13 protein-coding genes are annotated in these 12,747 nt (G+C 64.9%); 7 read left to right on the top strand and 6 right to left on the bottom strand.

The genetic code is table 11. The annotated features are described in order from the left end of the window. Positions 1-20: 20 nt before the first annotated feature. The gene (locus tag GA0061098_RS00465) at positions 21-356 is read left to right on the top strand and encodes a hydroxyisourate hydrolase (protein ID WP_165637079.1); all 336 of its coding nucleotides are present in this window, start codon (positions 21-23) and stop codon (positions 354-356) included. Here GA0061098_RS00465 and GA0061098_RS00460 read toward each other — a convergent pair whose 3' ends face one another. Genes GA0061098_RS00460 through GA0061098_RS00445 form a run of 4 tightly spaced genes read right to left on the bottom strand, consistent with a single transcriptional unit; the run spans position 357 to position 4,209 of the window. Next, complete coding sequence (locus GA0061098_RS00460) at positions 357-1,172, bottom strand: ABC transporter permease (RefSeq protein ID WP_165637078.1); 816 nt, start codon at positions 1,170-1,172, stop codon at positions 357-359. Beyond that, positions 1,172-2,035 carry an ABC transporter permease gene (locus GA0061098_RS00455; protein WP_091952309.1) on the bottom strand — a complete coding sequence of 288 codons (864 nt, stop codon included), beginning with the start codon at positions 2,033-2,035 and terminating at the stop codon, positions 1,172-1,174. Before GA0061098_RS00455 ends, GA0061098_RS00460 begins: the two co-directional genes overlap by 1 nt. A 3-nt stretch (positions 2,036-2,038) precedes the next feature. Beyond that, positions 2,039-3,085 carry an ABC transporter substrate-binding protein gene (locus GA0061098_RS00450; RefSeq protein ID WP_091952307.1) on the bottom strand — a complete coding sequence of 349 codons (1,047 nt, stop codon included), beginning with the start codon at positions 3,083-3,085 and terminating at the stop codon, positions 2,039-2,041. Between the two features lie 29 nt (positions 3,086-3,114). Beyond that, complete coding sequence (locus tag GA0061098_RS00445; protein WP_091952305.1) at positions 3,115-4,209, bottom strand: ABC transporter ATP-binding protein; 1,095 nt, start codon at positions 4,207-4,209, stop codon at positions 3,115-3,117. Between the two features lie 88 nt (positions 4,210-4,297). On the opposite strand from GA0061098_RS00445, the gene GA0061098_RS00440 reads away from it, so the two are divergent. Further along, on the top strand, positions 4,298-5,689 hold the full coding sequence (locus tag GA0061098_RS00440; protein WP_091952303.1) for an amidase: 1,392 nt from the start codon (positions 4,298-4,300) through the stop codon (positions 5,687-5,689). Here the strand turns inward: GA0061098_RS00440 and GA0061098_RS00435 are convergent. Together GA0061098_RS00435 and GA0061098_RS00430 are read right to left on the bottom strand one after the other, a co-directional pair. Next, the gene (locus GA0061098_RS00435; RefSeq protein ID WP_165637077.1) at positions 5,686-6,435 is read right to left on the bottom strand and encodes an aspartate/glutamate racemase family protein; all 750 of its coding nucleotides are present in this window, start codon (positions 6,433-6,435) and stop codon (positions 5,686-5,688) included. The genes GA0061098_RS00440 and GA0061098_RS00435 overlap by 4 nt on opposite strands. 2 nt (positions 6,436-6,437) lie before the next feature. Then, on the bottom strand, positions 6,438-7,145 hold the full coding sequence (locus GA0061098_RS00430) for a GntR family transcriptional regulator (RefSeq protein ID WP_091952299.1): 708 nt from the start codon (positions 7,143-7,145) through the stop codon (positions 6,438-6,440). Between the two features lie 198 nt (positions 7,146-7,343). Between GA0061098_RS00430 and GA0061098_RS00425 the strand changes: the two genes are divergently transcribed. From GA0061098_RS00425 to hydA, 5 genes are read left to right on the top strand one after another with little or no spacing between them, the layout of a single operon-like run. Then, positions 7,344-8,348 carry an ABC transporter substrate-binding protein gene (locus tag GA0061098_RS00425; protein WP_091952297.1) on the top strand — a complete coding sequence of 335 codons (1,005 nt, stop codon included), beginning with the start codon at positions 7,344-7,346 and terminating at the stop codon, positions 8,346-8,348. Beyond that, positions 8,332-9,183, top strand: coding sequence for an ABC transporter permease (locus GA0061098_RS00420; protein WP_091952295.1), 852 nt, complete (start codon positions 8,332-8,334; stop codon positions 9,181-9,183). Before GA0061098_RS00425 ends, GA0061098_RS00420 begins: the two co-directional genes overlap by 17 nt. Further along, positions 9,183-9,959 carry an ABC transporter ATP-binding protein gene (locus GA0061098_RS00415; protein ID WP_091952293.1) on the top strand — a complete coding sequence of 259 codons (777 nt, stop codon included), beginning with the start codon at positions 9,183-9,185 and terminating at the stop codon, positions 9,957-9,959. The genes GA0061098_RS00420 and GA0061098_RS00415 overlap by 1 nt, the downstream gene beginning before the upstream one ends. Positions 9,960-9,968: 9 nt before the next feature. Further along, positions 9,969-10,700 carry a maleate cis-trans isomerase family protein gene (locus tag GA0061098_RS00410; RefSeq protein ID WP_091952291.1) on the top strand — a complete coding sequence of 244 codons (732 nt, stop codon included), beginning with the start codon at positions 9,969-9,971 and terminating at the stop codon, positions 10,698-10,700. Between the two features lie 11 nt (positions 10,701-10,711). Then, positions 10,712-12,121, top strand: a complete 1,410-nt coding sequence (hydA, locus tag GA0061098_RS00405) for a dihydropyrimidinase (protein WP_165637076.1) — start codon at positions 10,712-10,714, stop codon at positions 12,119-12,121. Positions 12,122-12,747: the final 626 nt, after the last annotated feature.

Below are 12,747 nucleotides of genomic sequence, written 5' to 3'. Positions count from 1 at the left end.
GCACTCACGGGAGGAACATGGTGGCAGGCGGTATTTCCATTCACGCAGTCGACGTGGCGAGCGGTCGGCCGGCACAGGGCCTGCGCGTCGAGATCTGGCGGATCGATCCGGATTCGCTCCGCATCGCCGAAGGGCGGCTCGGCGCAAATGGCGTGCTCGATCATTCCGGCGCGCAAGGTGCAGGCGTGACGGCCGGTGAGTATGAGGTCCTGTTTCATCTCGGCGAATTCTTCGGCGACAGCGACGGCTTCCTGACCGTGGCGCCGTTCCGCTTCCGCATCAAGAACGTCGATGAACATTTTCATATGCCGCTGAAATTCACGCGCTGGGGTTATTCGCTGTTTCGTGGGGCCTGATCAGCTGGTCAGCCGCCGCGACAGGCCGGTGATGCGCTCCATGACGGCGACCAGTGCGACGGTGGCGATGATCAGCACGCCCGACAACGCGGCGATGGTGACATCGAGCTTGCCCTCGAGATCCTGCCACATCCGGATCGGCAGCATATCGGTTGCGGCATCGCGCAGGAACAGCGAGACCGGCACATTGTCGAACGACGACATGAAGGCTATGAAGGCGCCCGCGATAACGCCCGGCCGGATCAGCGGCAACACGATCCGCCGGAACGTGTAGAGGCGGCTCGCGCCCAGCACCGCCGAGCTTTCGAGCAGGGTCGGCTCCAACTGGGCAAGCGCGGCGACCGTGTTGCGCACGACATAGGGCACGCAAACCACAGTGTGGCCGAACACCAGCGTCAGCGGCGACACCGGCAGGCCGACCAGTGAGAACAGCATCAAGGCCGCAAGGCCGAAGGCGAGTGCGGGGAGCACCAACGGCGACATGAAGAGGGAATCCAGCAGCCGCGCCGACAGCGCCCGCGACCGCGAGATCGCGAGCGCGGCGGCAACGCCGAGCACGACGGAGAGGCCCGTCGCCCACAACGCGACGATCAAGCTGTTCTTGGCCGCGAAGTGCAGCTGCCACGCATTCCAGAGCTCGGCGTACCAGCGCAGCGAATAGCCCGGCGGCGGAAAGCGTAGCGAGAAGCCGCTGGTGAAGGAGACGATCAGGACCACGAGCGAGGGCGCGATGATCAAGATCAGCGCGATGATCGCGATCACGGTCATGACCAGCTCGAAGCTGAACGCCTCCAGGGTGCTCTTGCGTCCGCTCATCACACGCCTCCGTAGCCGCGAGACATGCGGCCGAGCGTGGTGAAGACCGAGACGACCGCGAGCACGGCCAGCAGGAAGATGATCGAGATCGCGGCCGCAAACGGCCAGTTCTGCAGCGTCGAAGCCTGCTGATAGAGATACATCGGCATGAACAGCATCTGCCCGCCCCCGACCAGCGACTGGGTGATGAAAGCCGTGATCGCGGCGGCATAAGTCAGCGTGCATCCGGCGATCACGCCGGGCAGCGACAGCGGCAGCACGATTTTGAAGAAGGTGCGCCAGCTCCCGGCCCCCAGCGAGCAGGAGGCATCGTCGAGATTGGGGTCGATCCGGCCGAGCGCGGTGATCAGCGGCAATGTCATCAGCGGCATCTGCACCTGCGCCAGTGCGATCACCACACCGAACTGGGTGTAGAGCAGTTTTATCGGCGTATCGATGATCCCCAGGGACTGCAGTGTTGCATTGATGATGCCCTGGCGGCCCAGGATGACGATCCAGGCGAAGGTGCGCACCACCACGCTGGTCAGGAGCGGCAATAGCACGATCAGGATGATGATGGTCTGAAGCTTGGGCCCGACCCGCTGATAGAGCCAGGCGATGGGAAAGCCGAGCACGAGGCAGACCGCCGTCACCTCGGCGCCCAGCAGCAGTGTCGAGCCGAGCACGCTGAGGCTGAAGGGGTCGGTGAGGAAGTGCAGGTACTGGCCGAGCCCCCAATGGAGCCCGGCCGTGTCGTTGTGCAGGGAGAGCCAGAACAGTTGCAGCAGCGGTGCGACGAAGAACAGCAGGAAGAACAGCGCCAGCGGCGCTGCCAATCCCATGCCGTAGGAGATGACGTCCCGCGATGCCGGTGCTGCGCCCATCGTTCAGATCTTGATCTCGCGGTTGAAGCGGTCGATCCAGGCCGAGCGTTGCTCGTTGATCTTCTTCCAGTCCTGGAACACGAACTTCTTCTTCAGCTCGGCGGTGTCCTTGGCCAGTACGCGCGCGATCTCGCCGCCCATCGTCACCTTGGAGTTGGTCGGCACGATCAGATAAGGCGGATTCATCAGCGCGGTCTGCACCTCCGGCGTCAGCGCCGCCTCGATCAGCTTGAAGGCAAGCTCGCGGTTTGGCGAGTTCTTGACGATGTGGATCGTGGTTTTGAAGGCGATGGCGCCTTCCTTCGGCGCCACGAACTCGACCGGCACGCCGCGGGCTTTGAGGATCTGGATGGCGTTGAAATTGCCGGGCGAGATATCGATCTGGCCCTGCTGGAACAGGGTCGCGAGCGCGCCGGGGTTGGCGGCGACCGCGGCGAGGTTGGGCTTCAGCTCCTCCAGCGCCTTGAAGGCGGGATCGACATTGGCTTCCGAGCCGCCGCGCATCTTGGCGATCTCGACCAGCCAGCCGGTGCCGAGCGTCGAGTTGAGGTTGGTGATGCCGACGCGGCCCTTGAACTCGGGCTTCCAGAGATCGGCCCATGAGGTCGGCGGCGTCTTGACGGCTTCCGGATTGTAGGTGAGGCCGACGACCTGGAAGAACGGGGCGGGGCCCATCGGCTCCTGTGCCTCGCCGATCAGGTCCTTGTAATAGGCGCTCTTTTCGACCGGATAGGGCTCGACCAGATCCTGGCCGATCGCGACGAGCGCCGGACCCGGATCGTGCAGCATGACGTCGATCGGCGGATTGGCCTTGGCGGCGTTAACCTTCGCGATCTGGTCGACCGAGAGCATGGGATCGAGCACCATTGCGGCATCGGCGTTGGCCTTGCGGAAGGCCGGCACGAGCACGGCCTTGTGCGCTTCCTCCCAGCTTCCGGTGAAGGTCGCAAACACCAGCGGGCGGGCCTGGGCGAAGCTCAGTCCGGGAAACGCCTTCATGGCCCCGAGCGTGAGGGCGGTCGTCATCAGGCTGCGGCGATTGAGGATCATGTCGAACTCCGTTTGGACAATGACTGGAACTAAAGCGTTGCGGGAAATGCGTTGGCGAGCGATGGGGCGAGCGGTGCGAGGCGCACGGCGGCGCCGCTCTCCAGTGCGCGCGTCTCGCCGATGCGCGCCTGGGAGATCTTGACGCCGGAGCCGTCGGCCGTCGTGACCTCGTGAACGACGGTGGCGCCCAGCGGCAGCGACATGCCGACCACGCCGGCAAAGCCGGTCTCGTCGCCGACGAATTGCAGATGCTCGGGTCGGATGCACACGGTGACGCGGCCGCCTTCGGTGAGGGCGCCGGCCGCGGGGCGCGCGATGATCTCCGCGCCGGCATCGAGGCGTATCTTTGCAGCGGTGCGGTCCGCCGAGACCACGATTCCTGGCATGCGGTTGGTCGAGCCGACAAAAGTGTTCACGAACAGCGTCTGCGGCCGGTCGTAGACGTCGGACGGCGAGCCGAATTGCTCGAGCTTGCCGTGGCTCAGCACGGCGACGCGATCGGCCATCGACAGCGCCTCTTCCTGATCGTGCGTCACGATCAGCGTGGTGATGCCGGAGACGCGCTGCAGCCGCTTGACCTCGATCTGCATGTCGAGGCGCAGATTCTTGTCGAGCGCCGCAAAGGGCTCGTCCAGCAGCAGGATCGACGGCTTGATCGCGAGCGCGCGGGCGAGCGCGACGCGCTGCTGCTGGCCGCCGGAGAGCTGCCGAGGCAGCCGCTCGGCCATCGCGGGCAATTGCACCAGCTCCAACAGGCGCTGCGCCTCGCGCTGGCGCGTCGCCTTGTCGATGCCGCGGGCGGCGAGGCCGTAGGCGACGTTCTCGCTGATCGAAAGATGCGGGAACAGCGCGTAGTTCTGGAACACGATGCCGACGGCGCGGCGGTTCGGCGGCAGCGCATCGACAATGTCATCGCCGATGATGATGCGCCCCTGGCTCTGCGCGATGAAGCCGGCGATGATCCGCAATAGGGTGGTCTTGCCGCAGCCGGACGGGCCGAGCAGGGCGATGATCTCGCCGCCCTTGATGTCGAGATTGATGTTCTCGACCGCGAGCGCGCCACTCGGATAGCGGTGGGTGACCGCATCGACGACGAGCGAACGGCCGCCTTGCGCTTCAGCCATGATGTTGCCTCCCGTTGCCCGAAAGGAGAAAGCAAGTCTCGTGCCCGCGGCGCTCGCCTTTCGATGCGAGGTTTGGCATTGTGGGGCGATGACATCGAAGCCATCGATCTGCGACCTGTCTGCTGCAGCCCTTGCGCGCGCCATTGCCTCTGGGGAGCTCACCTCGCGCGATGTCGTCGAGGCGCACCTCGTGCGGATCGCGGATCAGGACCCGCAATTGGCGGCGTTCGTCACTGTCGATACCGAGGGTGCCCGCGATGCCGCGGACGTCTGCGACGCGGCACCCGCGCCGATCGGCCCGCTGCATGGCGTGCCCGTAGGGATCAAGGACCTTACCGATACCGCCGGGCTCACCACCACCTACGGATCGGTTCTGTTCCGCAACCACGTTCCGGCCGAGGACGATCTCGTCGTAGCGCGGCTGCGGCGCGCCGGCGCCATCATTCTGGGCAAGACCAACACGCCGGAGTTTGGCTTTGGCGCGGTCTGCACCAACAGATTGTGCGGGCCGACGCGTAATCCGTTCGATCCCGCGCTGACCTCCGGTGGATCGTCCGGCGGCTCTGCCGTCGCGGTCGCAGCCGGCATGGTGCCGCTGGCGCACGGTACCGATTTCGGTGGCTCGATGCGCACGCCCGCCGGCTTCTGCGATGTCGCCTCCATCCGTCCGACGCCCGGCCGCATCCCGTCGCCGCGCCGCCCGCTCGGCTGGGATATGCTGGCGACCCACGGTTTTCTTGCCCGCGGCGTCGATGACCTCGCGCTCGCGCTGTCGGTCTGTGCTGGTGACGACGCGAAGGATCCGCTCTCGACCGGCGTTTGCAATGACGATCGGCCGCTCGCAGGACGCCCCCGGATCGCCGTCACGCCCGACTTTGGCGTTGCGCCGGTTTCGCGCGACGTTCGTACGCGTTTTGCCGCCGCCTGCGACGTCCTCGCCGGCGTTGCCGATCTGCTGCCGTTTTCGCCTGATTGCAGCGGTGCGATGGAGACCTTCCGCACGCTCCGCGCCGCACACATCGCCAACAGCTATGGCGAGCTGCTGCGGACGCGCCGCACCGAGCTCACACCTACCGTGATCTGGAACATCGAGGCGGGCGCAGAGCTTTCCGCCGAAGATTATCTCAACGCCGAGCGCCGCCGCACCGCGATCTACCGCAGCTTTCGCGCGCTGTTCGCGCGTGCCGATTTCCTGATCGCGCCCGCAGCCTCGGTCTTCCCTTGGCCGAAAGAGATCAGTGATGTCACCGCGATCGACGGCGTAGCGCTGGAGACGCCGATCGACTATCTCGCCGTCACCTTCATCGTGTCGCTGGTCGGCTTTCCGGTCCTGACCTTGCCGGTTCGGCGAGGGGAGAATGAGCTGCCCTTCGGCATCCAAATCATCGCGCCGCCGGGCTGCGAATCCCGCCTGTTTGCTTTCGGCCGTGCCATCGAAAACGAATTGGGATTTTCGCATCGCCGGACGAAGCTCCCCTAGCTGTCGCGATGCTCGAGCCGGGCGGCGAGCGCTCCGGGAAGGCCGATGGTGGGCTTTGCTGAGGGCCGGCGGTACGTGCCCGCGCTCGCCTTGCGCAGGCGTAGCGCATGAAGCGCTTCGGCTTGCTTCACCGAGGCGATCACCTGATCGACGACGGGGACGGGAATTCGGTCCGCAACGCGCTCGGCAAGGCCGGAGAGGGGCGCGCCGGCAAAAATCAGCACATCGGCCTCGTCATCGGCGATCGCGCGCTGGGCGAGTTCGACGAGCAGATCCTCCTTTTCGGTGCCGACCTCCGAAATCGCCTTGAACGGGGTATCGAGCGTGCGAATGCCGGCGCAGCGTTCCCACAGCCCGTGGGCGCGGACGCATTCCTCGTACCAGGGGCCCAGCGCCTGCGCGAAGGTGACGATCGCGAAGCGGCGCCCGGCCATACAGGCCGTCAGCATCGCCGCTTCCGCCATGCCGACCACGGGAATATCGAACGTCTCGCGTGCGGCGAACAGGCCGGGGTCGCCGAAGGCGGCGATGATCGCGGCATCCACCTTCATGTGCTGCTCGGCCAGCATCTCCAACGCAATGGCGCCGCCGATCTGCGCCTCGGTGCGCGTGGCGATATAGGGCACGCCGCGGGTCGCGGTGCAGGGGACCAGCTCAGTGCCGGGTGCCGCCGCGCGCTGTCCGACATCGATCATTAATTGTGTGACCGCGGCACTAGTGTTGGGGTTGAGCAGCAGCAGCTTCATGGTCACGCCGCCGTCAGCTTGGGCTTGGGAGCAAGAGTCTCGAGCAGCGCGGTGCCGGTCTGGCGGACATGGGCGCCGAGTAGGCGTCCTGCGGCCTCGCTGTCCCGCGTCTCGAGGGCCGCGAGGATGCCGGCGTGCTCGTCGACCGAATTGCTCCAGCGCTTGTCGGCACCCAGCGCGAGATAGCGTGCGCGCTCGGCGCGGGAGATCAGAGTCTCGTGCGCCTCGCGCAGCGGCGTGTTGCGGGCCATGCGAACGATGGTGTTGTGGATTTCGCCATTGATGGCGAAGTACTCATCGAGCTTGCCGTTGCGGTGATGACCCTCCATCCGGGTCTGCAGCGTGCGCAGGCGGGCGAGGTCGCGTTCGGTCGCGCGCTCCGCAGCGAGCTCTGCGGCCAGCCGTTCGATGCCGGCGAGGGCCTCGAACAGTTCCGAGATGCCGGAGACTGCGATGTCGGCGATGCGCGGGCTGCGATTGGGGCGAAGCTCGATCAACCCTTCGGCCGCGAGTACCTTCATGGCCTCGCGCAGCGGCGTGCGCGACACGCCCAGCTCCTTCGACAGCCTGGTCTCCTGGGTCTGCGATCCCGGCGCCAGCTCGCCGCGAATGATCATCGTTCGCATCCGCGCGGCGGCGCGCTCGTGCAGGCCCATCCTCTTGAGTTTGGGCGACTTTCTGCCCTTCGGGGTTTCCGACTTCTGCTGCACGCGCGCCTCGTTGCTTCAGTTCATCCTAGCCGTTTCCGGCCCTTTGGCTTGCCCAAAATACCGACGCATGTAGCTGAAAACAATGGCATAGCGCGCAAATTGTATGCAGCATGCAGAATCCCCGTTGCGCTGCCGCGAAGGCCGACGGATGATCTCGCGAGACGCGCGAGATCTCGCGCCTTCGAAACGGAGTGAACGATGCGGACGAGTTTGCGCCTGGGCCTCGTGATGATGGCGGCGATGTTGGGGGCTGGCGATTTTGCCTCCGCGCAAGCCCGGAAGATCAAGCTCGGCTACGCCAAATGTGCGCACTGCTTGCCGATGTCGCTGATCCCGGGCATGGCCAAGGGCATCGAGGTCGAGGCCACCGGCTTCAACTCGGGCAATGACGTGCTCACCGCGCTGATCTCCAAGAGCATCGACGTCGCGCAGGTGACGTATCTCCATTACATCACCGCGCTCGATAAAGGTTTTGACGTCGTTGCCGTATCCGGCCAGATCAACGGCGGCTCTGAATGTCTCTCCTCCGCGAAGCTGAACCTTCCCCCTGAGGACTGGGCCACGTTCAAGGCGACCGCTCTGAAGGCGAAGAGCGACGGTCAGCCGCTGAAGGTCGCGGCGTCGCGCGGCAATGCGCAGGACATCCACATGCGCGGCGCATTCCTCAAGCAGGGCGTCGATCCCAACAAGGACATCCAGTTCATCAACATCCCCAATCCGTCCGACCATCTCGCGGCCCTGCAGCGCGGTGAGGTCGACATGATCTGCTCGGTCGAGCCGTTCGCCTCGCAGATCCGGCTTGCGGGCGCCGGCAAGCATTTTGTGCTGCCCTATGACCAGGCCGCCGGCAATCTCACCAATCTCATCGTTACCCGCTCAGACGTGATCGCCAGCCAACGCGCCGGTGTGCAGGGCGTCGTCAGCGCCGTGGTCGAGCTTGACAACAAGTTGATTGCCGACAAGGCGCCGTGGATCGAGGTCATCAACAAGCTCACCGGTCTTGACAAGAATGTGGCGACGGAAGCGCTGAAGAACGCTTCGCCCGATCCGGCGATCCATCGGTCGCAGACGCTCGCGATCGCCGCGATGATGCGCGACCTCAAATACATCTCGACGGACGTGTCCGCGGAAGCGGAGAAGAACATGGACTACTCGTTCCTGGCGCAAGCCACCGGAAAGGCCAAGAATGACCTCGGTTATTGACGTCTCGCCCGCAAGGACGGCCTTTAGGCTGACGCGGGCGTTCCAGGGGCTCGAACGCCTCGTCGTGCCCGCGTTGCTGGTCGCGGGCTGGGAGGCCTTTGCCCGCAGTGGCGTGCTGCCGCCCGCGCTGCTGCCGGCGCCGAGCGCGGTGCTGCATGCGCTAGGCGACTGGGTGTTCGGCTTCGACGAGACCACGCAGACCTATTCCGGGCACTGGCTGCGCGATGCGCTCGCCAGCGCGCTTCGCGTGTTCGGCGGCTTTGCGCTGGCCAGCCTCCTCGGCATCCTCGCCGGGGTCGCGATCGGCTGGTCGCGCCTGTTCGAGAAGACGCTGGAGCCGACGCTGCAGATGCTGCGCCCAATCCCGCCGGTGTCCTGGATTCCGCTCGCCATCATCTGGTTCGGCATCGCCGACAAGCCGGCGATCTTCCTCGTTTTCCTCGGTGCCTTCTTCCCCGTGCTAATGAACGCAATCCACGGCGTGAAGACCGTGGACCACAATCTCGTCCGTGCCGGTGCGATGATGGGCGCGAACGGGCGGCAGATGCTGACCGACATCGTGCTGCCGGCGGCGCTGCCCTCGATCTTCGCAGGCCTGCGCATCGCGGTCGGATCGGCCTGGATGCTGACGGTCACGGCCGAGATGGTCGCGGTGAAAAGCGGCCTCGGTTACGTCTTGTGGGATTCCTATTACTTCCTGCGCTACGACATCGTGCTGGCGGCGATGATCTCGATCGGGCTGCTCGGCTATCTCTCCGACCTCGGCATCAAGGCGATCATGGCGCGGACGCTGCGCTGGCAGCAGACGACCACGGTGCAGGGCAGGGCGGGCTGATGGCGGCTATTGAGCTTCGCAACATCGTAAAAGTGTTTTCCGACAAGCGGCGCGGCCGCGACCTGCTGACGCTGGACAACGTCAATCTCGACATCGAGGCCAATGATTTCGTCTGCCTGCTCGGCCCCTCCGGCTGCGGCAAGTCGACACTCCTGAACATCATCGCCGGCTTCGAGCAGGCGACCTCCGGCCGGACGCTGGTCGATGGCAAGCAGGTGGAGCGGCCCGGCTCGGACCGCGGCGTGGTGTTCCAGCAGCCGACCCTGATGCCGTGGCTGACCGCGATCGACAATATCGCCTTCCACCTCAAGCTCAAGGGCGTCGGCAAGGCCGAGCGGCACCATCGCGCCATGGAGTTCATCGATCTCGTCGGCTTGCGCGGCTTCGAGCATCATCATCCCTCCGAGATGTCCGGCGGCATGAACCAGCGCGTCGGCATCGCCCGCGCGCTGCTGATGAACCCGAGCGTGATCCTGATGGACGAGCCGTTCGCGGCGCTGGACGCCCAGACCAAGCTCGAACTGCAGGAAGAGCTGGTCGCGATCTGGCAGAAACGGCGCTGCACCATCGTATTCGTCACCCACAGCGTCGACGAAGCGCTGGTGCTCGGCAACAAGATCGTGGTGATGACCAAGCGGCCGGGCCGGATCCGCGAGGCCGTCAATTTCGACCTGCCGCGCCCGCGCGACATCACCAGTCCCGAATTCAACGACGCAAAGCGCCACATCCTGTCCCTGATCCGGGAGGAGTCGACGCGCCTTGCGCAGGCGTCGTAAGGTACCGCCATGCGCAAACGTCTCGGCATGATCACGCCGTCCTCCAACTCGGTGCTCGAGCCCGTCACCAGCGCCATGCTGGCGGGTGTGAAGGGCGTTACCGCCCATTTCTCGCGTTTCCGCGTCACCGAGATTGCGCTCGACGCCGCGGCGCTGAACCAGTTCGACGCCTCGGTGATGCTGCCGGCGGCGGACCTGCTGGCGGACGCAAAAGTCGATGCCATCGCCTGGAACGGCACCTCGGCGAGCTGGCTCGGCATCGGCCGCGACAAGAGCCTTTGCGAAGCGATCACGGCGCGCACCGGCGTCCCGGCGACAACGTCCACGCTTGCATGCATCGATGCCGCCCGCGCACTCGGCGCCAAGCGCGTTGGCCTCGTTTCGCCCTACACCGACGACGTGCAGCGGCGAATCGGCGACGTCTGGGCCGAGGAGGGCATCGCGCCGCACGCCGAACGGCATCTCGGCCTCCGCGACAATTTTTCCTTCGGCGAGGTTGCGCCTGCGACCATCGCGGGCATGATCCGGGCGGTGGCAGCGGACGGCGCCGACGCGATCGTCATCCTCTGCACCAATCTCGACGGAGCCGCGCTTGCCGCCTCACTCGAACGGGAATTGAACATCGCCGTGCTGGATTCGGTGGCGGTGACGCTGTGGAGGACGCTGACGCTCGCCGGCGGCGACATCACAGCTCTTGTGCCGTGGGGCCGGATCTTCCAGACATCAGCGGTCATGAAGTAACGGAGACGCCTGTGACCCAGCTCGATCTTGTTATTCGCGGCGGCACCATCGTCACGGCCAGCGACGAGTTTAGCGCCGATATCGGCATTCGCGACGGGCGCATCGTCAGCATTGCCGATCATCTCGAGGGCGCAGCGCGCGAGATCGACGCGACGGGTCTGCTGGCACTGCCGGGCGGCATCGACAGCCACGTCCACATCTCCCAGCCCTCCGGTCCTGACGTGGTCATGGCCGACGACTTTGCCTCGGCGACGCGCGCGGCCGCGGCCGGCGGCAACACCATGGTGCTGCCCTTCGCGCTCCAGGAGAAAGGCACGTCGCTCCGTACCTGCGTCGAGAAGTATCGCAAGCTCGCGGAAGGCGAGTGCTATATCGACACCGCCTTCCACCTCATCATCTCCGATCCGACGGCGGTCGTGCTCGGGCAAGAGCTGCCGGCCCTGGTCAAGGACGGCTACACCTCGTTCAAGGTGTTCATGACCTATGACGATCTCGTGCTCAGCGACAAGCAGCTGCTCGAGGTATTCGACGTCGCGCGCCGCGAGGAGGCGCTGGTGATGGTCCATTGCGAGGGCTACGACGCCATTCGCTTCCTCACGACCAGGCTGGAGCGCGAAGGCCACATCGCGCCCTATTACCACGGCGTGTCGCGGCCCCAGGCCGTCGAACGCGAGGCCACGCATCGCGCCATCAGCCACGCCGAGGTGATCGGCGTTCCCATCATGATCGTGCACGTCTCAGGGCGCGAGGCGATGGAACAGGTCCGCTGGGCGCAGCAGCGTGGACTACCGGTTCATGCCGAGACCTGTCCGCAATACATCACGCTGACGGCCGACGACATGAAGGGCTTGAACATGGACATCACGGGCGCGAAATATGTCTGCTCGCCGCCGCCGCGCGATGCCGAAAGCCAGCAGGCCATCTGGGAAGGCATCACGACCGGTGTGTTCCAGACCTTCTCGTCCGACCACTGTCCGTTCCGTTACGATGACCCCAAGGGCAAGCTGACGCCGAACGCGCGCACCTCGTTCCGCTGGGTGCCGAACGGCATCCCCGGGGTCGAGACGCGGCTGCCGATCTTGTTCTCCGAGGGCGTCTCGAAGGGACGTATCAGCTTGCAGAAATTCGTCGAGCTGACCGCGACCAATCACGCGCGCATCTACGGGCTCTACCCGCGCAAGGGCTCGATCGGTGTCGGCTTCGATGCGGACGTCGTGCTGTGGGATCCGAAGCTGACAAAGCCGATCCGGCAGGCCGATTTGCACCACGGTTCGGATTATACGCCCTGGGAGGGCTTTGATGTCACCGGTTGGCCCGTCACCACCATTGCCCGCGGCCGGGTCGTCTACGACCAAGGCAGGATCGTCGGCGACAAAGGCGCGGGCGAGGTGCTGAGCCGTGGCAAGTCGAGTCTGATCTGATCAGGTGCAGCCTGTTGTGCCGTGTCTGTCGTACGGCCGATCATACGGAACGGGATCGAGCGGAAGAACTGTCGAAAGAGCATTCTCAACCGTGATCTCGCCGATGCGGCCCTGGATGGCACCCTTGTCCAAGGGTCGGCTATTCACCGTCTGTTGAAGCGCCGGATCTACTGTGTCCAGCTCGGACCGATCTGCCTGGCCCTATGCCATGCGGGATCATTGTCGCTTTCTCTTGTCCGGACCACTTTGATGCACGAGACGCCCATTCAGGCGAATGATATGTGCGCGCCACGCAAATTGCTGGTTCGAGTGCGCGAGGACATCGCCATGCTGCCGGTTCGATGAAAGAATAACCAATTGAATTCGCAAGCCTATCGCTTTTTCCGTGGCGCCCATGATGGATTGGAGCGAAAGTTAAAATTTTTCAATTTGTTAGATGGCGGCGTGTGCACCGAGAGATCCACAAAAATCCAGTCATGATCATTGTGAGCGTACGTTTTGAAGAGCAGGGCCGCTGTTGTCGCAGCTCATTCCGTGGATTGAATGCGAGTGGTAACAGACAGCCTCAATCACCGGAATCCGTCAGCGCAATCGTGACCTGCTATGCGCAACCGCCGCGCGCGAGA

This window comes from Bradyrhizobium shewense, assembly GCF_900094605.1.
Taxonomy (GTDB): domain Bacteria; phylum Pseudomonadota; class Alphaproteobacteria; order Rhizobiales; family Xanthobacteraceae; genus Bradyrhizobium; species Bradyrhizobium shewense.
The sequence above is the reverse complement of the archived record's forward strand: the minus strand, read 5'-3'. Positions and strand labels throughout refer to the sequence as shown.

Coding starts and splice junctions, on each gene's coding strand:
- GA0061098_RS00460 (WP_165637078.1), bottom strand. CDS start 1,172: ATGAGCGGACGCAAGAGCACCCTGGAGGCGTTCAGCTTCGAGCTGGTC.
- GA0061098_RS00455 (WP_091952309.1), bottom strand. CDS start 2,035: ATGGGCGCAGCACCGGCATCGCGGGACGTCATCTCCTACGGCATGGGA.
- GA0061098_RS00450 (WP_091952307.1), bottom strand. CDS start 3,085: ATGATCCTCAATCGCCGCAGCCTGATGACGACCGCCCTCACGCTCGGG.
- GA0061098_RS00445 (WP_091952305.1), bottom strand. CDS start 4,209: ATGGCTGAAGCGCAAGGCGGCCGTTCGCTCGTCGTCGATGCGGTCACC.
- GA0061098_RS00440 (WP_091952303.1), top strand. CDS start 4,298: ATGACATCGAAGCCATCGATCTGCGACCTGTCTGCTGCAGCCCTTGCG.
- GA0061098_RS00435 (WP_165637077.1), bottom strand. CDS start 6,435: ATGAAGCTGCTGCTGCTCAACCCCAACACTAGTGCCGCGGTCACACAA.
- GA0061098_RS00425 (WP_091952297.1), top strand. CDS start 7,344: ATGCGGACGAGTTTGCGCCTGGGCCTCGTGATGATGGCGGCGATGTTG.
- GA0061098_RS00420 (WP_091952295.1), top strand. CDS start 8,332: ATGACCTCGGTTATTGACGTCTCGCCCGCAAGGACGGCCTTTAGGCTG.
- GA0061098_RS00415 (WP_091952293.1), top strand. CDS start 9,183: ATGGCGGCTATTGAGCTTCGCAACATCGTAAAAGTGTTTTCCGACAAG.
- GA0061098_RS00410 (WP_091952291.1), top strand. CDS start 9,969: ATGCGCAAACGTCTCGGCATGATCACGCCGTCCTCCAACTCGGTGCTC.